The organism is Dellaglioa sp. CoH-56-MRSF-14 (assembly GCF_056782115.1).
On sequence record NZ_JBXAYB010000002.1, the window covers coordinates 278,349 to 298,894 of the forward strand.

Annotated in this window: 25 protein-coding genes and 1 other annotated feature; of the genes, 5 read left to right on the top strand and 20 right to left on the bottom strand. The window is 33.7% G+C overall.

The features are described 5' to 3' along the window. The first annotated feature begins 134 nt into the window (after positions 1–134). The 4 genes from AC1RPX_RS03190 to AC1RPX_RS03205 all read left to right on the top strand — a co-directional run bounded on the left by AC1RPX_RS03190 (position 135) and on the right by AC1RPX_RS03205 (position 3,425). Complete coding sequence (locus tag AC1RPX_RS03190; RefSeq protein ID WP_481761214.1) at positions 135–665, top strand: GNAT family N-acetyltransferase; 531 nt, start codon at positions 135–137, stop codon at positions 663–665. Between the two features lie 603 nt (positions 666–1,268). Continuing rightward, positions 1,269–1,916 (top strand): sunset domain-containing protein, encoded by a 648-nt coding sequence (locus tag AC1RPX_RS03195; RefSeq protein ID WP_481761213.1) that lies wholly within the window; start codon positions 1,269–1,271, stop codon positions 1,914–1,916. Then, positions 1,916–2,767, top strand: a complete 852-nt coding sequence (locus AC1RPX_RS03200; protein ID WP_481761212.1) for a DNA/RNA non-specific endonuclease — start codon at positions 1,916–1,918, stop codon at positions 2,765–2,767. The genes AC1RPX_RS03195 and AC1RPX_RS03200 overlap by 1 nt, the downstream gene beginning before the upstream one ends. Positions 2,768–2,858: 91 nt before the next feature. Beyond that, positions 2,859–3,425: a hypothetical protein gene (locus AC1RPX_RS03205; RefSeq protein ID WP_481761211.1), complete on the top strand. Its 567-nt coding sequence runs from the start codon at positions 2,859–2,861 to the stop codon at positions 3,423–3,425. A gap of 258 nt (positions 3,426–3,683) precedes the next feature. Here AC1RPX_RS03205 and gndA read toward each other — a convergent pair whose 3' ends face one another. After that, on the bottom strand, positions 3,684–5,105 hold the full coding sequence (gndA, locus tag AC1RPX_RS03210; protein ID WP_481761210.1) for an NADP-dependent phosphogluconate dehydrogenase: 1,422 nt from the start codon (positions 5,103–5,105) through the stop codon (positions 3,684–3,686). A gap of 184 nt (positions 5,106–5,289) precedes the next feature. Between gndA and AC1RPX_RS03215 the strand changes: the two genes are divergently transcribed. Further along, the gene (locus AC1RPX_RS03215; RefSeq protein ID WP_481761209.1) at positions 5,290–5,793 is read left to right on the top strand and encodes a hypothetical protein; all 504 of its coding nucleotides are present in this window, start codon (positions 5,290–5,292) and stop codon (positions 5,791–5,793) included. 79 nt (positions 5,794–5,872) lie between these two features. Here AC1RPX_RS03215 and rpmF read toward each other — a convergent pair whose 3' ends face one another. From rpmF to mutM, 19 genes are all read right to left on the bottom strand, one after another. After that, the gene (gene rpmF / locus AC1RPX_RS03220; protein WP_057973392.1) at positions 5,873–6,052 is read right to left on the bottom strand and encodes a 50S ribosomal protein L32; all 180 of its coding nucleotides are present in this window, start codon (positions 6,050–6,052) and stop codon (positions 5,873–5,875) included. A gap of 55 nt (positions 6,053–6,107) precedes the next feature. Then, positions 6,108–6,656 carry a YceD family protein gene (locus tag AC1RPX_RS03225; RefSeq protein WP_409022679.1) on the bottom strand — a complete coding sequence of 183 codons (549 nt, stop codon included), beginning with the start codon at positions 6,654–6,656 and terminating at the stop codon, positions 6,108–6,110. An 80-nt stretch (positions 6,657–6,736) separates the two neighbouring features. Next, entirely contained in the window at positions 6,737–7,879 is a 1,143-nt protein-coding gene (locus AC1RPX_RS03230) for a nucleotidyltransferase (RefSeq protein WP_481762405.1), read from the bottom strand. Between the two features lie 11 nt (positions 7,880–7,890). Next, positions 7,891–8,631, bottom strand: coding sequence for a class I SAM-dependent methyltransferase (locus AC1RPX_RS03235; RefSeq protein ID WP_481761207.1), 741 nt, complete (start codon positions 8,629–8,631; stop codon positions 7,891–7,893). Then, positions 8,631–8,987, bottom strand: a complete 357-nt coding sequence (gene rsfS / locus AC1RPX_RS03240; protein WP_481761206.1) for a ribosome silencing factor — start codon at positions 8,985–8,987, stop codon at positions 8,631–8,633. The genes AC1RPX_RS03235 and rsfS overlap by 1 nt, the downstream gene beginning before the upstream one ends. A gap of 10 nt (positions 8,988–8,997) precedes the next feature. Next, complete coding sequence (yqeK, locus tag AC1RPX_RS03245; RefSeq protein ID WP_481761205.1) at positions 8,998–9,591, bottom strand: bis(5'-nucleosyl)-tetraphosphatase (symmetrical) YqeK; 594 nt, start codon at positions 9,589–9,591, stop codon at positions 8,998–9,000. Next, entirely contained in the window at positions 9,584–10,231 is a 648-nt protein-coding gene (locus AC1RPX_RS03250; RefSeq protein WP_481761204.1) for a nicotinate-nucleotide adenylyltransferase, read from the bottom strand. The genes yqeK and AC1RPX_RS03250 overlap by 8 nt, the downstream gene beginning before the upstream one ends. 26 nt (positions 10,232–10,257) lie before the next feature. Further along, a complete protein-coding gene (gene yhbY / locus AC1RPX_RS03255; protein ID WP_409022685.1) occupies positions 10,258–10,572 on the bottom strand; it encodes a ribosome assembly RNA-binding protein YhbY in 315 nt (104 codons plus the stop codon). Between the two features lie 17 nt (positions 10,573–10,589). Next, the gene (yqeH, locus tag AC1RPX_RS03260) at positions 10,590–11,726 is read right to left on the bottom strand and encodes a ribosome biogenesis GTPase YqeH (protein WP_481761203.1); all 1,137 of its coding nucleotides are present in this window, start codon (positions 11,724–11,726) and stop codon (positions 10,590–10,592) included. Next, on the bottom strand, positions 11,719–12,252 hold the full coding sequence (locus AC1RPX_RS03265; protein WP_409022687.1) for a YqeG family HAD IIIA-type phosphatase: 534 nt from the start codon (positions 12,250–12,252) through the stop codon (positions 11,719–11,721). The genes yqeH and AC1RPX_RS03265 overlap by 8 nt, the downstream gene beginning before the upstream one ends. Positions 12,253–12,560: 308 nt before the next feature. Continuing rightward, on the bottom strand, positions 12,561–12,920 hold the full coding sequence (gene rplT, locus AC1RPX_RS03270; protein ID WP_409022688.1) for a 50S ribosomal protein L20: 360 nt from the start codon (positions 12,918–12,920) through the stop codon (positions 12,561–12,563). Positions 12,921–12,978: 58 nt separating this feature from the next. Then, positions 12,979–13,179: a 50S ribosomal protein L35 gene (gene rpmI / locus AC1RPX_RS03275; protein WP_057973380.1), complete on the bottom strand. Its 201-nt coding sequence runs from the start codon at positions 13,177–13,179 to the stop codon at positions 12,979–12,981. Positions 13,180–13,204: 25 nt separating this feature from the next. After that, positions 13,205–13,705: a translation initiation factor IF-3 gene (gene infC, locus AC1RPX_RS03280; protein ID WP_409022689.1), complete on the bottom strand. Its 501-nt coding sequence runs from the start codon at positions 13,703–13,705 to the stop codon at positions 13,205–13,207. Between the two features lie 56 nt (positions 13,706–13,761). Continuing rightward, positions 13,762–13,899: a sequence feature (ribosomal protein L20 leader region), on the bottom strand. Positions 13,900–13,958: 59 nt separating this feature from the next. Beyond that, the gene (gene thrS / locus AC1RPX_RS03285) at positions 13,959–15,905 is read right to left on the bottom strand and encodes a threonine--tRNA ligase (protein WP_481761202.1); all 1,947 of its coding nucleotides are present in this window, start codon (positions 15,903–15,905) and stop codon (positions 13,959–13,961) included. Between the two features lie 327 nt (positions 15,906–16,232). Then, positions 16,233–17,171: a primosomal protein DnaI gene (gene dnaI, locus AC1RPX_RS03290; protein ID WP_409022691.1), complete on the bottom strand. Its 939-nt coding sequence runs from the start codon at positions 17,169–17,171 to the stop codon at positions 16,233–16,235. Beyond that, positions 17,171–18,571 (bottom strand): replication initiation and membrane attachment family protein, encoded by a 1,401-nt coding sequence (locus AC1RPX_RS03295; protein ID WP_481762173.1) that lies wholly within the window; start codon positions 18,569–18,571, stop codon positions 17,171–17,173. The genes dnaI and AC1RPX_RS03295 overlap by 1 nt, the downstream gene beginning before the upstream one ends. Before the next feature lie 6 nt (positions 18,572–18,577). Then, positions 18,578–19,066: a transcriptional regulator NrdR gene (gene nrdR, locus AC1RPX_RS03300; protein WP_409022693.1), complete on the bottom strand. Its 489-nt coding sequence runs from the start codon at positions 19,064–19,066 to the stop codon at positions 18,578–18,580. Between the two features lie 32 nt (positions 19,067–19,098). Continuing rightward, the gene (gene coaE / locus AC1RPX_RS03305) at positions 19,099–19,698 is read right to left on the bottom strand and encodes a dephospho-CoA kinase (protein ID WP_481761200.1); all 600 of its coding nucleotides are present in this window, start codon (positions 19,696–19,698) and stop codon (positions 19,099–19,101) included. 2 nt (positions 19,699–19,700) lie between these two features. After that, positions 19,701–20,534 carry a DNA-formamidopyrimidine glycosylase gene (gene mutM / locus AC1RPX_RS03310; protein ID WP_481761199.1) on the bottom strand — a complete coding sequence of 278 codons (834 nt, stop codon included), beginning with the start codon at positions 20,532–20,534 and terminating at the stop codon, positions 19,701–19,703. Between the last annotated feature and the right edge of the window lie 12 nt (positions 20,535–20,546).

The window sequence follows — 20,546 nt, forward strand, 5'->3', positions numbered from 1 at the left end:
AATATACTAAGTTAAACACTTGGAGTGCACTCAGAGTCAAGGATTATGCTATATTATTTTAATATTTGTTTATTTTTCAGCTTTAGGCTACTATTACTATAAGTATTTTAGATTACATATAAGGAGAAAAAGCGATGACACCTATTATCACACTTTGCACAATTAATGACTTAGAAATATTACAAAAGATTAGCATTGAAACTTTTACTGATACTTTCGCTGCAGATAACGATCCAAAAGATTTACAAGATTTTTTGGATACCGCTTATTCTTTACCACAATTAACGAGTGAATTAAATGATCCAAATGCATTCTTTTACTTCGTACATGTTAATGATGAGTTAACTGGATATTTAAAATTAAATATTAACGACGCACAAACTGAAGATGACTTTCCGAACGGCTTAGAAATCCAACGAATTTACATTCGCAAAAATCACAAAAAAATGGGATTAGGTCAACTTCTATTTGAAAAATCTAAAGAGGTTGCCAAAGAATTTAAAAAAGATCAACTTTGGTTGGGAGTTTGGGAACATAATAAACCTGCCCTCTCCTTTTATGAAAAACAAGGCTTAACAAAACATAGCCAACATGATTTTGTTTTAGGCGATGCTATCCAAACCGATTTTATTTTAGTTCTAAACAGTAGTGACTCCAAAAATTAGCCTTTTTATAGAGTGGGAAAATCCACTCTATTTTTATACAAATAATTCTTTATATTTTCGGGATTCAATAGATTTTTTCAGCCTAATTTTTCTTTCATATCCATAAACTAACGTCTTAACGTTAATCCCAATGTGACATATTCATAACGTTCATCTAATAATTATTTTCATATACTATTATAAAGTTTAATAGTAAAATTGTATTGATATAGAGTATGTCCATCATAATCTAATTACGCAATATTTCACTAAAAATATTATTTCTGGAGGATTTTCCACATGAGTATCTTTTTCGCTCTCTTATTTATTACTACTTTTATCACATTTTTGGTATATGTTATTAAATTTATTATCGCAAAAATTAACAAAAAGGATACTAATCATGCAAGAAAATTAATATTATTTAGTTTCCTAATCTCATTTATTTTACTCGTTCTAATTGGTATCACTGCACCTTCTTCAAGTAGAAATGCTAGTGTCAAAGAATCTAGTTCCGCCCAATCAAGCTTTCTGTCTTAAAAAGATTACCAACATAACTTTTATTACTGAGACAATTTTTATTGCTTATTTTACATTACAAAAATCTTTGGAGGAACACGTATTATGAACGTTTTATTTGCACTTATTTTTTTTATTTCAATATATTTTATTATTTACTACACAGTTAAAAGATTTATGACAAAAACTAAAAATCCAAATATATACACTAAAATCAAGAAACGGGTTTGGTACCCTACTGCTGTACTGATCATTTCACTTGTAGGCATTGGGATGACTAGTCAGGCCGAACCAACTAAAAAACAATCGCCCCTTACTACCGTAACAAAAGTTGGCTCTGCCGATAAGAAAAAGGCAGAGTCAAAATATGAATCTATAAAAAAAGAAGTTTCTTCAAAAGAATCTGAAGCTGAATCATTGAGTAAAAAATTAAATGAGAAAGAATCTAAAGCCACTTCTGAAAAAGAAAGTGAATCTAAAGCTAAATCTAAATCTGAAAGTTCTCAAAGACTAGCTGCAAAAAAAGAACAAGAACATTTTAACAGCGTTCAAAAAGAAAATAATTCTACATCTACGGATTCATCTAACGCAGATTCTGTTACTACTGGCGGAGGATCCATCATCGGTAATACTAATTCTAAAATTTACCATACTCCCGGTCAAACTGGTTATAAAATGAGTAAATCAAATGCGATTACTTTCCAAACAGAACAAGCCGCTCAAGATGCTGGATATAGAAAGGCGAAAAAATAATGAAATCAACTAATCATTTATTAATACGTGTTCTAATTTTATCATTCACTTTTATTGGTATCAGTAACACGACTACCGTTTTAGCAAAATCTGATTCACATGTTACTTACGACTATACTGCCAAAAAGCAAGCAGAAGAAATTAATAATAAAGTTGATAAAGAACAAGTGAAATTAGACAAACTTAACAAAGAAATCAAAGAATTAAAAAATAAGTTAGCTAAATATGATAGTAAAGATTCTTCAAAAAAAGAAACAACTAAAAAATCTAAGACACTTGATTTATCATCTCTAAACTATAGTGATAAATCTGAAATAGAAGTTAATAATAATATTCCTACTTTCAGCGAAAGCACCCTATCTACTAGTAAAGGTACTTGGGAAGCGTACAGCAACCTAGATTCTCTGAATCGTGCTGGAACCGCCAATGCAATGTTAAGTAAATCTTTAATGCCTACCGCGAAACGCGAAGGGTTAACTTGGAACCCTACTGGCTGGAAAAATAAACGTATTAGTAACGGATGGTTATATAATCGTAGCCATTTAATTGGTTATCAATTATCAGGTCAGAACAATAATCCAAAGAATTTAATTACGGGTACTCGTGAACTGAATGCACCTGAAATGCTTGCCCATGAAATGGATATAGCTACTTACCTTAAAGAACATCCTAATAACTATATTAGATACCGCGTTACTCCAATATTCAGAGGAGATGAACTTCTTGCTCGTGGCGTACAAATGGAAGCTCAATCTATTGGTAGCTCCTCAATTAAATTCAATACTTACATTTTTAATGTAGAGGCCGGTGTTACTCTTAATTATAGGGATGGTACTAGTACACTAAATTAAACAAATAGATAACGGGCGTATAGATACTTCGAGTGGGTTCAATTCCCACTGCTCGCTTTTTACTATAAAAATATTTGGAGGAATTTGTGTTATGAATAAAAAAATAACAATAGTCGGGATTACTGCCATCACACTACTTTCACTAACTGCATGTGGGAATAGCAAGAATACAAGTAAGGATTCTTCATCTTCTGAGGCTGCATCATCTAGTATTATAAAAGCTAAAAAGGAATCAAGTAAGAAAGAGTCCATAAAAAAAGCAACTTCCGAAAGTAAAGCATCATCAGAATCATCTGCTCAAGCATCTAGCATCTCAGCTGCAAGTTCTTCAATTACCGCAGCTGAAAGTTCTATTGCCGCAAGCTCTTCTAGTATTGAGGCTGAGAAAAATAACGTTACTACCACTGAAAAATCTACAAGTTCATCTACATCAACTAAGATGACGCAATCAAAAGCTGAATCACTTGCTTTAAGCTATTTTAAATCATTCAATAATGAGACAAGCGACTGGGAACCAAAAGTTAAATCAAGCGATACTTTAGATAAAGGTAATAAATATATTGTATCCGTCTTCGATACTGAAACACACATGGTAGAATTTGACGTCAATAAATCTACTGGAAAAGTCACTTCTCCAAATTTAGGATATCAACGTTAATTTTTAAAGAGTGATAACAATTTTGTGTTTGTTAATTTTACATGGAGTCGGTACCTCCTTTAACAGCATTGAAGATCTACTTGGTCATTCCAATGTAAGGATTACCCAAATCTATATAACAGTAACTTCAAAACTATTACAATATTTAGATACTTAACTCAAACGTAACCAAAAGCGTAACCAAAAGAAAAAAAGGCCTATCTAACAACTTTTAAATCGTTGTTAGATAGCCTTTTTTAGTATATTTATTAACTTTTTTTATTGTTCAGTATACCAAGTATAGTGGAATGAACCTGGTTTATCAGTACGTTCATACGTATGAGCACCAAAGTAATCACGTTGTGCTTGAATTAAATTAGCAGGTAAAACTTCTGAACGGTATTGATCGTAATACGTAATTGCTGCACTGAATCCAGGAACTGGAATACCAGCTTTAACAGCAATACCAACGATATCTCGAACTGATTCTTGATATTTTTTAACAATATCTTTGAAGTAACCATCTAATAAGATGTTATTTAAATCAGCTTTTTCGTCAAATGCGTCAGTAATATTTTGTAAGAAACGGGCACGAATGATACATCCAGCACGCCAAATCTTAGCCATATCACCAAAGTTTAAATCCCATTCATAATGTTCTGAGGCAACACGTAATTGTTCAAATCCTTGTGCATAACTCATGATTTTACTAAAGTATAATGCTTCACGAATTTTTTCAATTAATTCTTTTTTATCTAATTCACCTAATTTAACTTCTGGTTTAGGTAAAACTTTACTTGCTTCAACACGTTCTTCTTTCATTGCTGAAATGTAACGTGCATAAACAGATTCAGAAATAACTGACTGAGGAACACCTAATTCAAGTGCACTCTGTGATGACCACTTACCAGTACCTTTATTTCCAGCACGATCGAGGATAACATCAACAATAGGTTTACCAGTGCCTAAATCATCTTTACGTGTTAAGATATCAGCAGTAATTTCGATCAAGTAACTATCCAATTCACCTTTGTTCCAGTCAGAGAAGATATCAGCGATTTCATCAACTGAGAGGCCTAATAAATCTCTTAACAAATGATATGATTCAGAAATTAATTCCATATCACCATATTCAATTCCATTATGAACCATCTTAACATAATGACCAGCACCGTTAGGACCGATATAAGTCACACATGGTGTCCCATCGCTAGCTTTAGCAGACATTTCCTCAAGAATTGGTGCAACAAGGTCATATGCCTCTTTTTGGCCACCTGGCATCATTGATGGTCCTTCAAGTGCACCAATTTCGCCACCTGAAACGCCCATTCCAATAAAGTTAATTCCAGAATTATCTAATTCTGCATTACGGCGTACTGTATCTTCAAAGTAAGTATTACCACCATCAATTAAAACATCACCTTTATCTAAGAATGGTAATAGTTCTGCAATAACAGCATCAGTTGGTTTGCCAGCTTTTACCATGATAATAATTCTTCTAGGTTTTTCTAATGAATCTGCAAAATCCTTAATTGAGTAGCTGGGTACTAATTTTTTTTCTGAGTGGTCTTTCATAACTTGCTCAGTTTTAGCTCCCGTTCTATTATAAATAGCTACCGTACGGCCACGACTCTCAGCATTCAATGCGAGATTTTTACCCATAACAGCCATTCCAATAACACCAATTTGTGCTTTATCCATTATAATACCTCCTACATTTCTTTAATTTTTTGTGAATCAAAAACCATGTAATCTAAGAAAGTATCAGCTACCGACTTTGTCAATAAACCCATTTAACTTTCAACGTCAATTATACACTAGACATCAAAAATTCCTATCTATTTTACCTTTTTTTGTTATACTGATTTCAGGAGGTCTTTCAAATATGAAATTAGTTGAAGTACAAGAATTATATTATGCCATCGATACTTTTTTATACAGTCGCGCAAAAGCAGAATTTTCTAACAATATCCCTACTTTTGACTTAGTTGTCCAAGTTAACGACAAATTATTAACGGCCGATTTTTTAGATTTAAAAGATAGTCGAATTCAAATTTATAGTACCACAAGTCAGCACACTATCGCATCTCAGTCAATTCCTTACGAAAATGACAGTAGTAATGCTTTCATCAGTCCGATAAGAAAAACAATCTTTAAAAATTATCGTTCCGAATTTTCAGGCTGGTCTAATCTTAGTAACAAACCAGAGTTATTACTTCTAGATTTGATAGATTTAATTAAATCTATCAAATCGCCCACTTTTAAGGCTGTTAAAACACCGGCTAAAAATGTAACTTATATTGAAAGCCATGCCAAATTACCTTTTCAATTTTTTGATCCAGAGACAGACTTCAAAATTATAAGTTTGAAAATTAGTGAAAAAAAATAAGATTCAATTGAATCTTATTTTTTTTGTACAGAAAAAGCCTTAACACCATGGTTGTTAAGGCTTTTTACTTAATGTAGATTTAGTTGTTTACTTTTACGACTTCTTTTCCGTCATAAAAACCACAGCTAGGACATACATAATGTGATTTTCTTAATTCGCCACAGTTAGGGCAAGCGCTCATACCTGGGACAGTTAACTTGTAATGCGTACGACGCATTCTCTTACGTGTTTTTGATGTTTTACGTGCTGGTACTGCCATTATCAAACACCTCCTTTAAAATTATCCAAAACTTTTAATAAAAGTATTGTTATGTTTATTCCTCTTCAGAACCATCATTATCAAAAAAATTTTGTAATGAGGCAAATCGAGGATCAACTTTTTCTTTTCTAACCTGTACGAGTTTATCTTCAGTAAGAACTTCCCAGTCGTCTCCGGTTGGTAAATCTTCTGCTTTTCTCTCATCATCAGTCAGTATCTGCATCGGAATCTGTAATAACACATTATCCTCTATCACAGAATTCAAATTGAGCATATCTTCTTCCAAAATAATTACAACATCATTTTTATCAAACCGTTCAAGTGCTTTATCGCGATAGCCTACATAAAATTCATCAACTGAAAAATTTAATGGGACATCGACACTCTTTAATGATCGTGTTGATGGCATTTCAACTGTTAAACTAACGTTAAAATGACCAATGACATCTTGATGATCTGCTGACAGAATGCCCGTAACATGGACTTCTGAAACAGCTGTAATTGTTTTGTTGCGCAGCATTAATCCTTCGGAAAGGTTTAACATTTCGTCAACTTGAAGTGGTTCATCACTTTGTTTTTTTAACTCAACTAAGGACCATTTCATGCAAATATGCCTCCTAATGCAACGCTTATGATTATACCTGTGATTAAAAACATTGTCAATGGTATATCCTTGACAGTATGTTAATTAATTTGTTTAGGTCTTCTAAAAAGATCCGATTTTTTATGACTAACTAGCCCATAAATAATTCCTGCTCGATAATCTAATTGGTAAAGTCCCTCTTTATCCTTTTTACTAATTTTTGTTATTATAGGATATGGCACTTCCTTTTTTAAATGATTAAGCAGCGTTTGACCTTTTTTTGAGAACCCTAAGACATGATAATAAGGCTGCTTATATTGTTTGTCAATTTCATTTTGCTTTATTTGTAACAAAATATAAGTTGCTAGTCTTGAGATTTTTGTATAAGTTACTCGTTTCGACTTAACGGCTTGGACCCAATCATCAAAATTAGCCTCGTCAGGCAACTTTTCGTACTGCTGCAACAAACGATACTCAATACCCTCAGACATGCCATAAATCGACGATAATTGACCTGGTGTTGATAGACTCAACTGATATCGAAGATATGGCCAAAAATCTGTCCAATCGGCCCATCTTTCATTTTCTGAATCAAGTCGAGTTTGATTAGGAACAACTTCTACAATCGATTCTTGATGTTGAACTGCTAATCTAATTGCTGTTGCACTTGTAATTTTTTGAGTATCAACAAATTTTGTTTCATGGTAATCAGCCTCTATACGTTGAATCGGACATAACTGGATTTCGGCTTTTTCGGCTATGCAGGCTTCAGCATAAGCTAAACCTAACAAATCATTAGGCCGATTAATTTGAACACCTGTTTTTTCAAAAACAGCTCGTTGATATTGTGTGGCATACGTTTCATTAAACTGATTAAACTCACTATCTAACGTTTGAATTTCAGTTGCGATAGTCATAAAATCCAAATCAGGATGTTCAGCACCAAAAACAAGTCTGGTTATCTTTAATCCGGCCAATAATTTAATGGCACCTTGAGCAAACAAATCAGCCGGTTGAACAGAAAATGCAACGGGTAACTCAACTATTAAATCAACACCAGATTGCAATGCTTGCTCCGTACGGCTCTCTTTATCAAGTGCAGCTGGAATACCTCTCTGTAAGAATTGTCCGCTCATAAGGGCAATAATCGTCGTATCAGGATACTTTTCTTTTATTTGATTAATCTGATACAAATGTCCGTTATGAAACGGATTATATTCAACAATAACCCCAGTCGTGTCCAAGTAACTCACTCCTATTTATCGCAGACAAAAAATAGTCTTGTTGTTTTATCATCAACTTGACTTGTGCCAAAATCAGCCGAAATTTTAATATTCTTAAATCCAGCATTTTTTAACAATTCAGTATACGTATTAACTGAATATGTTCGTTCATGATGGTCCTCAGTTAGACGTTCAAATTGACAGTTAGTATCATTTTTGACAAAAAAAGTTAATTCATGAACGACACTGTGTGGCTCTTCATCTTTAAATGTTGACCACAAAAAAGCTTGATCATCATCCTGATAGTTGTACATATAACCTGGATAAATCTCATCCGTTTGATAGGTTGAGATAACATCAAAAATGAATCGACCATTTTCTTGTAGTAATCCATGAATTGATTTAAAAACGTTTCCTACAGCATCAGCGTCAGGTAAATAACAAAATGAGTCAGCAAAACAAGTTACCGCATCAAATTGTGGTAACTCTGCCTCTTCCAAATTCATCATATCACCTTGTACTAAAGGCAAGGATACATTCGCATCCTGTGCGTGTTGGTCAGCAATTGATAACATTTCTTCAGATAAATCTAAACCAACGACTGAATAACCAGATTGCGTTAAAGCAATTGCTAATTGACCTGCACCACAAGCTAATTCAAGAATTTCAGTTTTCTTATCAGGAACTTGTGTTTCGACAAATGTTTGCCAAGAATCATATAAATCAGGATCCATTAATTGATCATACAATTTTGAAAAGGTGGTATAAATCATTATTCTTCAATCCATGCTGATAAATCTACAGATGCGCCTTCAGACCAGAATTTTTCAAGATCATAAAATTCACGTGATTCAGTTTTAAATACATGCACAATTAAATCTCCAAAATCTAATAAAACCCAACTAGTTGAATTACGTCCTTCAATACGACGGACTTCAACACCTGCTAGTTCTTCTTGATCTTGAATTTCTTTGACGATAGCCTTAACTTGGTGAGCTGAGTCAGCTTGTGTCACCATGAAATAATCAGCTAATAGACTAATTTCATGGACATCAATAGCCACCGTCTTTTCGCCACGTTTACTGTCAGCAGCCTTAACTGCGATTTCTAATTTTTCTATACTATTCATTATTACTCCTCTATTCTGCGACCCATTTATTAAAGGTCAAAATTGTTTTAGGATACACTCTTTTATTGGTATTAATTAAATAACTTAGTGTATGTTTTGTTTCAAATCCAACAGCTGCATCCAAACTTTCAAATGCTTTTTTTCGTGCTTCAAGAACGCCAGAGAACGTCCTACCTTCTTCGATGAAATCAGCGACGTAGACAATTTTATCCAACAAATCCATCTCAACATCGCCTGTCGTATGCTTCACAATTGATGTTAAAATTTTATCATCTGTAATACCTAATTCATCATGTATCAACTCTGCGCCAACAATTCCATGCCAGATAGCATTCCCCCAATTTAATAAATCAGGATCCATATGTTTTTGCTTAATTGTTCTGATAAAGGTGTCATCTGTCCGCTCCTTGGCATAATCATGAATAAGTCCAGCAATACTTGCTCTTTCAATATCACCATTATTATTTTGAGCAAGTTCAATTGCAGATTTTTCAACATTTAACACATGCTGAAATCTTTTTTCACTCAAAGTTTCCTTCAAAATCTGTACTAATTCTTCTCTAGTTCCACTAAAAAGATTATTAGAATAAACTAAATTATTCACGATACAACCCTTCTTTCTCAATATAATTTGAGACTGCCTTAGGTACTAAATAATTAATTGAACAGCCTTTTTTTATCTTATCTCGAATTTGTGTTGAACTAATATCAATTGTTGGTACATCAACCCAAAGTATAGGATACTGACTTGTTTGTTCAAATCCCGTTCGTTTAACTCCAACAAAATGTACTAATTTTACTAATTCATCAATACGAGACCATTTCGGTAAATAATCTACCATATCGCCGCCAATAATAAAATAGTAATCATTTTCCGGATGAGCTGCTTTTAAAGCAACCACAGTGTCATAGGTGTAGCTAATACCACCGCGATTAATTTCAGTATCTTCCAGCTTAAACTTATCGTTATCCGCGATACTTTGATTAACCATATCAAGGCGATACTTTGCATCAATTGCTTCCTTTTTATCCACATGTGGTGGTGTTGCATCCGGCATAAATCGAACTTCACTTAATCCTAATTGCTGACAAACTTGATCAGCAATTATTAAATGACCTAAGTGAGGCGGATTAAACGTACCCCCGAGAATTCCAACACGCTTTTTCGTATTATCAAGAATGGGTTTAGTCTTAAATTTCGTAACTAAATTAATTTCTTTTAATTTTTGGACTTGAATAGTCAAGCTAAAAACCTCCTCAAAATTTTAAATTAAGCGAGTAAATTAACTTTGTCAGAGATATCTCGATTTTCGACATCTGTTGCTGCTTGATAAAGCACTAATGTATGACCAATCACTTGAACAACTTGAATTGAACTATTAGATTCAATAAAAATACGAACTTCATTTGTATCAATTGTTGCATTTTGTAGCATGTTAATTTTGATTAATTCGCGTTTTTCAATTGCTTCGCGAATTTGGTTTAACCAGTTAGTAGACACGCCTTCTTTTCCAACTTGGAAAAGTGGACGTAAATGATGTGCCTGACTGCGTAGATATCTTTTTTGTTTGCCTCTTAATGTCATATGTTAGTTAACTCCTCTTATATCATTGCTTTACGTAAAAGAACCGAAACACCTTTTGGTGCCCAGCCAGCGACTTTAGCACCCTCATTAATGGTTACCCATCCAAGTCCGGCAAAAACTAAATCACTTTTTTGTGTTGCTTTAAATTCAAAACGAACTAATTCTGGGAAGTCGTTCATTTCATCATCTGTTGGTGGATTTAATAAACCACCAGCATGTTTCTCATAAAATTCACTTGCAGTCTCAGTTTTTGTTCTATGAATCATTAAATCATTATCAAGATAAACGACAACACCAGGAGTTCCCCCTGAAATGTAATCAAATCTTGCAACAGCCCCAAAGAATAATGTTTGGTTTTCATTTAACTGATAGACGCGTTGTTTAATTTCTTTTTGAGGAGAAACTAATCTTAGCGCCTTACCTGATAGATAATGAGCCATCTGGTCTTGATGAATAATACCTGGTGTATCAATTAAAGCTCGATCATCGTCCAATGGAATTTCAATCTTATCAAGCGTAGTTCCTGGGAATCTTGAAGTTGTAATCAGGTCTTGGACACCTGTTCTTTGTTTAATGATTTGATTAATCAATGTTGATTTACCAACATTAGTTACTCCAACAACGTACACATCACGGCCTTCACGATACTTTTCAATTAATTCTAATAATTCATCAATCGCAAAGTTTTTTGTTGCACTTGTCAATGCAACATCAATTGGTCGTAATCCTTGTAAATTAGCTTGTTGTCTCATCCAATCCTTTAACTTCGAACGTCTCAATGACTTAGGCAATAAATCAGCTTTATTTCCAACCATTAAAACAGGATTATCACCCACAAATCGATGTAATCCAGGAATTAGACTACCATTAAAATCAAAAATATCAATAACGTTGACGATTAATGCATCAGCACTACCAATTTGATTCAATAATTTTAGGAAATCATCATCAGTTAACTTAACGTCAGCAATTTCATTGTAATGTCGTAGTCTAAAACATCTTTGGCAATATAGTTCATTTGTTTCAAGTCCTTTTTTTACTGCGGATTTAGGTGTATAGCCTAATTCATCTACTTCTTCACTTTGAATTTTTGAGCCACAGCCAATACAAAAAAGATCTTCGTCAATTTCTGGTACTTCAATTATGTCAGTCATCCAATGAATTCCCCCATTTAGTTTTAAAATCGTGTTTTTTAATTAAGTGATTTTTAATTCTTTTTTCAATGAAACGATTAGGTTTTGTATTCCAAGCGTCTGATTCAACAAGTGGTTTAACCAATATACTTTTAATGCCCGCATTATTCGCAGCAGCAATATCAGTCATCAATTGATCACCTATTAAAACTAAATCTTGATTATTCATCTTAAATTCATTTTTAACTTGGTTAATTCCTTTTGTAAATGGTTTTAGAGCTCTGGAAACAAATGGTAATCCAATATGTTCCAGTGCCTTTTCAATACGTTCGTGACTATTGTTAGATACAACAATCACTGGAATTGAAGCCGCAGCTATAAGCTCTAACCAATTCTTCAATTCTGGGGTTCCGTTTGGGTTATCCCATGCAATTAATGTATTGTCTAAATCAGTCATAACAACTTTAATTCCATGATTTTGTAAATCCTCTGGTGTTAAATCATAAATTGATTCAACCATCCAAGTTGGTTTATATCTCTCAAGCATGTTAGCTACCTCAATTTTAGAATAATAATCTAAGTATAATGTACTTTCAACAAAATTGCATGTTTTCCATGAAAACAAATGAAATTAATTTTATTTTCTCATTTTAAAATAATAGAAACGAGTTATTTCAATTTTATATTGCTCTTTTTAAGATTATATTTTGTCTTATTAGTTACATAGACCATAATCATTGATATCACATAAAATTTTTTTGATTTCACTAAAAATAACATACTTAACTTATTTACAGAAATTTTATTAAAAAAAGAGGATACTTGACAATTGGTCAAGTATCCTCTTAAAAGTTATTATTTACTTAATGCTTTTTTAGCTTCTTCTGCAACAGCAGCAAATGCTGCTGAATCTTTAACAGCTAATTCAGCTAACATTTTACGGTTAACTTCAATTTCAGCTAATTTCAAGCCATGCATCATCTTGCTGTAACTTAAACCATTCATACGTGCTGCAGCGTTAATACGTGCAATCCATAGACGACGGAAGTTACGTTTTGTTTGATGGCGATCACGGAATGAATATTGGTACGATTTCATTACTTGTTGTTTAGCTACCTTAAATTGGATATGTTTTGATCCACGGTAACCTTTTGCTAATTTAAGCATTCTTTTGCGACGTTGACGTGTAACGGTTCCACCTTTAACTCGTGGCATGAAAATTCCTCCTTATTGAGCCATTTAAAAATGGCATCAATTGTCTAATTTATATTTATTATTTCATTTGTGAAAGCATTTGTTTGATACGCTTGTTATCTGATGCTGACACTGTAGTTGATTTGCTTAATTGACGACGTTGTTTCTTAGTTTTACCATGCATACGATGACTTGTATATGCTTTAGAGCGTTTTAAGCCACCATTTCCTGTACGTTTAAAACGTTTTGCTGATGCACGATGAGTCTTTTGTTTTGGCATAATCTAATATCCTCCTAATATAGCTTTACTTTTCAGCCTTAGGTGCAAGCATCATGAACATACTACGTCCATCCATCTTCGCTCTTGATTCAACTGATGCAACTTCTTTAGCTGCGTCAGCGAAGCGATTCAAGACATCACGTCCGATTTCTTTATGCGTAATTGCACGGCCTTTAAATCTAATTGATACTTTAACCTTATCACCTTTTGCAAGGAATTTTGAGGCATTTTTCAATTTTGTATTGAAATCGTTAATATCAATCGTTGGACTAAGTCTAACTTCTTTAACATTAACAATCTTTTGGTTTTTACGGGCTTCTCTTTGTTTCTTTTGTAATTCGAAACGGTACTTCCCGTAATCCATAATCTTAGCAACAGGTGGTTTTGAGTTAGCGGCAACAACAACAACATCTAAATTAGCAATTTCTGCCATATCTAGTGCTTCTTGTTTCGTTTTAACACCAAGTTGTTCGCCATCATCACCGATCAAACGAAGTTCCGATGCGCGGATACCTTCATTGACCATTTTGTCTACTTTATCAACTGCTATGGCAATGCACCTCCAAATTTTTTTGAGAAAAAACACAGAAAAACGGGCAACAATAATAAATTATCGCAGCCCGCTTGAAATCCATTTTAATTGGAATTTAATTTCAATAATATTCTGCCCAGAGACTCTTTGTCTCTTCAGGCGAGAAGCGGGAGCCTCTGCTTTTTCTTAACTTTTATATCATACCAACTTGAAGACTCATTGTCAAGCAAATTAAAATGAGTCTTTTTTATGCTTTACGACTATAGTTGGCAATTTCTTTTGTAATGTTGTTAATAAAATCTTCTTTTGTAAAGATATTTGAATCATCTTCACCATGTCGACGAACAGAAACTGTATTTTCAGCTACTTCATTATCACCGACAACTAAAATATAAGGTACTTTAGTAACTTGCGCTTGACGCATCTTATAACCCATCTTTTCGTTACGTTCATCAACCGTTACTCGTACACCACGAGCAACTAAGTTAGCACGTAAATCATGCGCATAATCGGCATGAAGATCGTTTTTAACAGGAATAATTGTTACCTGTTTAGGAGCCAACCAAGTTGGGAATGCTCCTTTGTACATTTCTGTTAAGTAAGCTGTAAAACGTTCCATCGTTGAAACAAGTCCACGATGAATCATAACAGGACGGTGTTCTTCACCATCATCACCGATGTATGATAATTCAAATTTTTCAGGCATCATGAAATCTAATTGAATTGTTGATAACGTTTCATCATTTCCTAACGCTGTTTTTGTTTGAACATCTAATTTAGGACCGTAAAATGCTGCTTCTCCTTCAGCTTCGTAGTAATCTAAGCCTAAATCATCCATAGCACCTTTTAACATACTTTGTGATTTTGTCCACATTTCATTATCATCAAAGTATTTCTCTGTGTTAGCTGGATCACGATAGCTCAAACGGAATGAATAGTCAGCAATCCCAAAGTCATCATAAACTTCCATCATTAAACGAAGGACGCTTTTAAATTCTTCTTGAATTTGATCAGGAGCAACGAAAGTATGACCATCATTTAATGTCATTTCACGTACACGTTGTAAACCAGAAAGTGCACCTGATTTTTCATAACGATGCATCATTCCTAATTCAGCAATTCTGATAGGAAGATCACGATATGAACGAATATGATGCTTGTAAACTTGAATATGTGAAGGACAGTTCATTGGACGTAACTCTAACTCTTCGCCATCACCCATGTCCATTGGTGGGAACATGTCTTCGCGATAATGGTCCCAATGACCAGAAGTTTTATATAAATCCAAGTTGGCTAAGATTGGTGTGTAAACATGATCATAACCATTTGAAACTTCCTTATCAACAATGTAGCGTTCAATCGTACGACGAATTGTAGCACCATTAGGTAACCAGTATGGTAATCCTGCACCAACTTTTGGATCTACAAAGAATAAATCTAAGTCATTACCAATTACTCGATGATCGCGTTCACGTGCTTCTTGACGACGAACTAATTCAGCATCTAAATCTTTTTGTTTAAAGAACGCTGTACCATAAACACGTTGTAACATCGGATTACTTGATTTACCTTGCCAATATGCACCAGCAACTGATAATAATTGGAAAATTTTAACATCAGCAGTTGAGCGTAATTGTGCGCCATCGCTTAAGTTAACGAATTCACCTTGTTTGTAAATTTCAACTTGTCCATTTTCATCAGTAGCTTCAACTACTAATTCAGCACGATATGGGTCACCAGCAAATAATTCAAGAGCTTCAGCTTTTGAAACTAATTGACGTTCAATTTTCAAATTTTCTTTAACAATTGATTTCATCTTATCTTGAATTTTCTTCAAATCATCAACGCTAACTTGTGTTTCACCATTATCTGTATCAAAATAGAAACCATTTTCAATATCAGAACTCATACCAAATTTCATACCTGGGTATAATTGTTGTAACGCATTAGCTAAAACTTGAGCAGCTGTATGCCATAAAACGATTAATCCGTCTGCAGATTCTTTAGTAACAATTTCGATAGCGCCGTCTGCCTCTAATGGACGAAGATAATCAACCAAAACACCATTGAATTTACCGGCAATTGATTTTTTAGCTAAACTAGGACTAATTGACTTTGCAACGTCTTCAGTCGTAATACCTGAATCAAACTCTTTAACTGCGCCATCTGGAAATGTAATATTTATTTTTGACATGTTAACTTCCTCCATTGTTTTAATATTTTTTGATACAAAAAAAGTCCCTAATACACAAATAAAATCGTGTATTAGGGACGTCGATTAACGTGGTTCCACCCAAATTCAAAGTTTTGCCGAAACAAAACTTTCTCCATAGATTTTAACGGATCCAATCCGACCTGATAAAAATCAGGCAACATTATGGAAGTGGTCATCACTTATTCTCTGCCAGAAAAGCTTTCAGCTATGCTTTCCCTCCCTGCGGACATAAAAAAAGAATGTAATCTTCCGTATCAATTTAATAACTATTTAACCATTTTTAGTGAAATTTAGCAACTATTATTCTTATTTAGGTCGACGATTTTTTCCAACAATCTTAACTTCTTTTGCTAAAAAGTGAATTCGTTCCATAATTCTTTTTGCCTTAAGAGGCTCGTCTTCACCCTTTTGACTAATACGTAAATGCTCATCTTCTAGTTGTTTCATCGAAAAATTAGAACTAAAGAAAGTTGGTAATTCTTCTTGCATGCGATATTGTAAAATAACACCTAAAATATCATCACGAACCCAACTAGACATTGCATCGGCACCAATATCATCAATCATTAAAATTTCAGATTTTTTAACAGCATTTAGCATGTCATAAACACGATTATCACTAATAGCATTTTTAATTTCAACTGCAAAACTAGGGAAATGCATTAAAGTCGTTTGGTATCCTCGACTTGCTAATTCATTGGCCATAGCACCTAAAAGATATGTTTTACCAACGCCAAAGCTACCATAAAAATACATTGCTTGGTGATAAGATTTAGGACTATCAACAAATGTTGTTATAAATTTTAAACTCTGGCTAAGTGCATCCCCACGTTCATCCATATCAAAGCCATTCATAGTCGCGTTTTTGATATCTTTAGACATACTCATTGATTTAACTCGCTTAGCTAATGCTCTACTTTTTTGAGCCTCGATAAAAGAATCTGTTGGTACATAGGAAACATCAATCATATGATTATTCAAAACCAATTGTGGCTTATAACCTGGTGCTATCATTCCTTTACCAAGAATAATTTTATTTTTTTCAGATAAGAATTCATACAATTTTGCATCAGCGCGTCGAATACTATCCTCTGTTAATTCAGCTTTATTTCTATCTAAAAAAGCGATGACATCTGAATCTTCATAAACTTTTCTCATTAAATCACGATAATTAACATTAGGATATCTTTCACTCAGGTTGTCCTTTTCAAGAAATTTTTTGATTTCTGTCCCTAAATCTTCCATCATTTTCCTCCTTTGGGTGCTGTTTTATTAAATTCAGCAAGTTGTCTTTTTAGTTCATCCTTATCAACTTTTACATCCACTTTTGGTGCTTGATAGTCATCTTTAGCCCAATCAGGCAATGTCTCTTTTTTAATTATTTTTCTTTGTCGTTGGTTTGACGCCTTAGTTTCAGTCTTTTTATTGTTAAATTGTCGAACCTGATTAATGGCTTCTTCAGGTGTCTTCACTTTTTGCTGTGACCAATCATTAGCCATAGTATCGACAAACGATTTATTAAGTGTTGATAAATCACGGTCAATCAAAATGTAATGAATCAGAATATTAATGACTGAATTAGAAAATATCTGTCGTTGAATAAGTTGCTGTAACAGATATGCTTCACTGTCAGTGACATATCCACCCTTGCTTTCTTTTAACGATTTCAAAAAATCAAAAGGTTTATAGGCTTCACTCGCAAGAATTAACTGCGAATCCTCTTCAGAAAAACCAACTTTTTTTAGCGTTTCAACAGATTTCATATTAACCTTTTTATTATCACTACTTGTTAAATCTTCTTGTTTTTTCAGTTTAATTTGTTGATTATATTTGTGAGCAATATGTTGCTTGAATGAATTATAATCAACTTCATTTGTTGATAAGTCAGCTGAATCTCCAATAAATTGGGCCATTTCGATTTCATCAATACCATACAAGAGATGCTCTGAAATAATTAAATCCCGCTGTTCATTGATATTATCCAAAGAAACGAAACTCTTTTCCAGTAGTTCAATAAAAAATTTAAAATCAAATGACTCAATACTACCTGACTCAACTAACTTTTTCGGTATCTTCTTGTCCGTTGAAAAAACTTTTTTACTTTCAGAAATAATATCAGGTTTATTAGACAAATGATCTTGATTAACTTGGAAAACATCTAAGAAACTTTTAGATGTTTCTTTGAAGCCATCTAATTTTAAAATTGGTAACGCAAATCGAGTGGTAATTTCTTTGTACCTACCATCACCAATCGATTCCCAGAGTAAAGTGCTTAGTAAATCATCTGTAAAAAAATCAGTTGCTTGCAAAGGTCGACGCAATTGATAGACAACAACTTTTCCTATTGCATCCTCTTTTTCAAAGCTCTTCAAAAGCCCTAAAGCTTCAAGGGCACTTCTTGCTTCATAAAACATTGCTATGTCAATATTTAGTAATGCAAGTAATTCACTATGCATCTTTCGATTAGATAATTGTGGATTTTGACCTGCCTCACCTTTCAATAGAGCAAATAGACCACTCGCAATCACACCCATAACAGGTTGATACAAGTAGTCTAGTCGTTCAATATCATCATTTGTAACTTTTTCATCCATTAAAACGACATAACCGTCTTTCGGACTCATATTTCCGCATATATCAATCATTGATTATCATTCCTTCAAATCCGGTTTATCTGTAGGTGTTTTATCACGAGCCATCATTTCATTTAATTCTTTTAAGAAAACACTCATATCTTTAAATTGGCGATAAACACTAGCAAATCTAATGTACGCAATTTCATCTACATCAGCCAATAATCCCATAACATATTCACCAATTAGTTGGCTAGAAATTTCATTTTCACCTAATGCTCTAACATTATTTTCCACTTGATCCACAAGATGAGTGATAGCTTTCATTGAAACTGGTCTTTTCTCAGCAGAACTGATAATACCTTTAAGAATCTTTTCACGATTAAATTCTTCACGTGTTCCATTTTTTTTAATAACAAGTAGTGGTGTAGCTTCAACTCGTTCAAATGTTGTGAATCTAAATTCACAATTTTCACATTCACGACGTCGTCTGATAACGCGACCTTCATCTGTTGGTCGACTGTCAACGACTCGAGAGCCATTATGTTGGCAATGTGGACATTTCATTGTGACACCTCATTATTTTTTATTTACATTATTTAACCATTAATTTGATTACTAAGCCAGTTTAGCACTTGAACCCTTGTAACGGCAACCGTTGTTGAATTATCTATTACAAAATCTGCTAAATCTTTTTTCTTTTGAATGGGCCATTGTGCTTTAACCCTTAACATCGCCTCATCTAAAGACAATTCATCCCGCTTCATTAAACGTTCTAATTGTGCTGTTTCAGGTACATAGATAACCATTACTGCATCACAAAGTAATTGGTAGTTTTGCTCAAATAATAAAGGCATATCCAAAATAATTAACTGGCTACCTAATTTTTTTTGGACTTCTATTTGTGACAAGATTTCTTTTCTAATAGCAGGAACCATAATGCCGTTCAATTTTTTTAACTCTGTTGCATCATTAAAAACTAGCTGACCTAACTCTTTTCGATTCAAATTCCCGGTTAATGATAAATATTTTTCACCAAATGTTTGAATGATTATTTTTAATGTTACAGATTCTGGTTCAACAGCTTGTCTCGCAATAACGTCTGCATCAATAACTGTGATATTTTCTTCTCTAAAAATACGACTAACTGTTGATTTACCTGTTGCTATGCCACCAGTTAGTCCAAGAATATAAGTCATTTTTAAACTTCCTTTAACGGTTGGCAATGTGGACAGTAGTGTGTCCCTCGTTGTGCCACTTTTATTTTAACAATAGGCGCTCCGCATCTAGGACATGGTTTTCCTGTTTGACCATAGACATTCAAATCAAATTGGAACAAACCCGTCTCACCAAACGCACCCGTATAGGATCTAATTGTTGTTCCACCAGCTTGTACCGCAGTGGCTAGCTCAAGAATAATATTTTTACGTAATATAGCTAATTTCCTATCAGAAATTAAATTTGCTGGCTGTTCCGGATTAATTTTACTCATCCATAAAACTTCATCAACATAAATATTTCCAAGACCAGCAACCGCTTCTTGATTTAATAACACAGGCTTGATTGCCATATGCTTACGAGATAAATATTTTTTGAAATAACTGAGCTTAAAATCATCTTCTGTCGGTTCTGGTCCTAGCTTCTTAAGTCCCGAAAGTTCACGTTCTCGACCTGTGGGGATTAGTTGCATGCGTCCAAACTTACGAACATCATTGTATCTTAAATCTTGCCCATCAGTTAAATGAAATATGACGTGGGAATGTTTTTCAATTGGTTCATCTGATCCACGGACAAAATATTTGCCTTCCATTCTTAAATGAGAAACCATTGTCATTTTACTATCAAAACGAAAAAGTAAGTATTTACCCAGTCTATCGATTGATTCAATCTTTCTACCTTCTAATTCACGCTTAAAATCTAGTACATCCCCAGATACAATTTTAGGCCATAAAACATCAATTGATTTAATTGTCTTACCTATAACTAATTGACTAAGACCTCTTCGAACCGTTTCAACTTCTGGTAATTCTGGCATATAATTACCCCC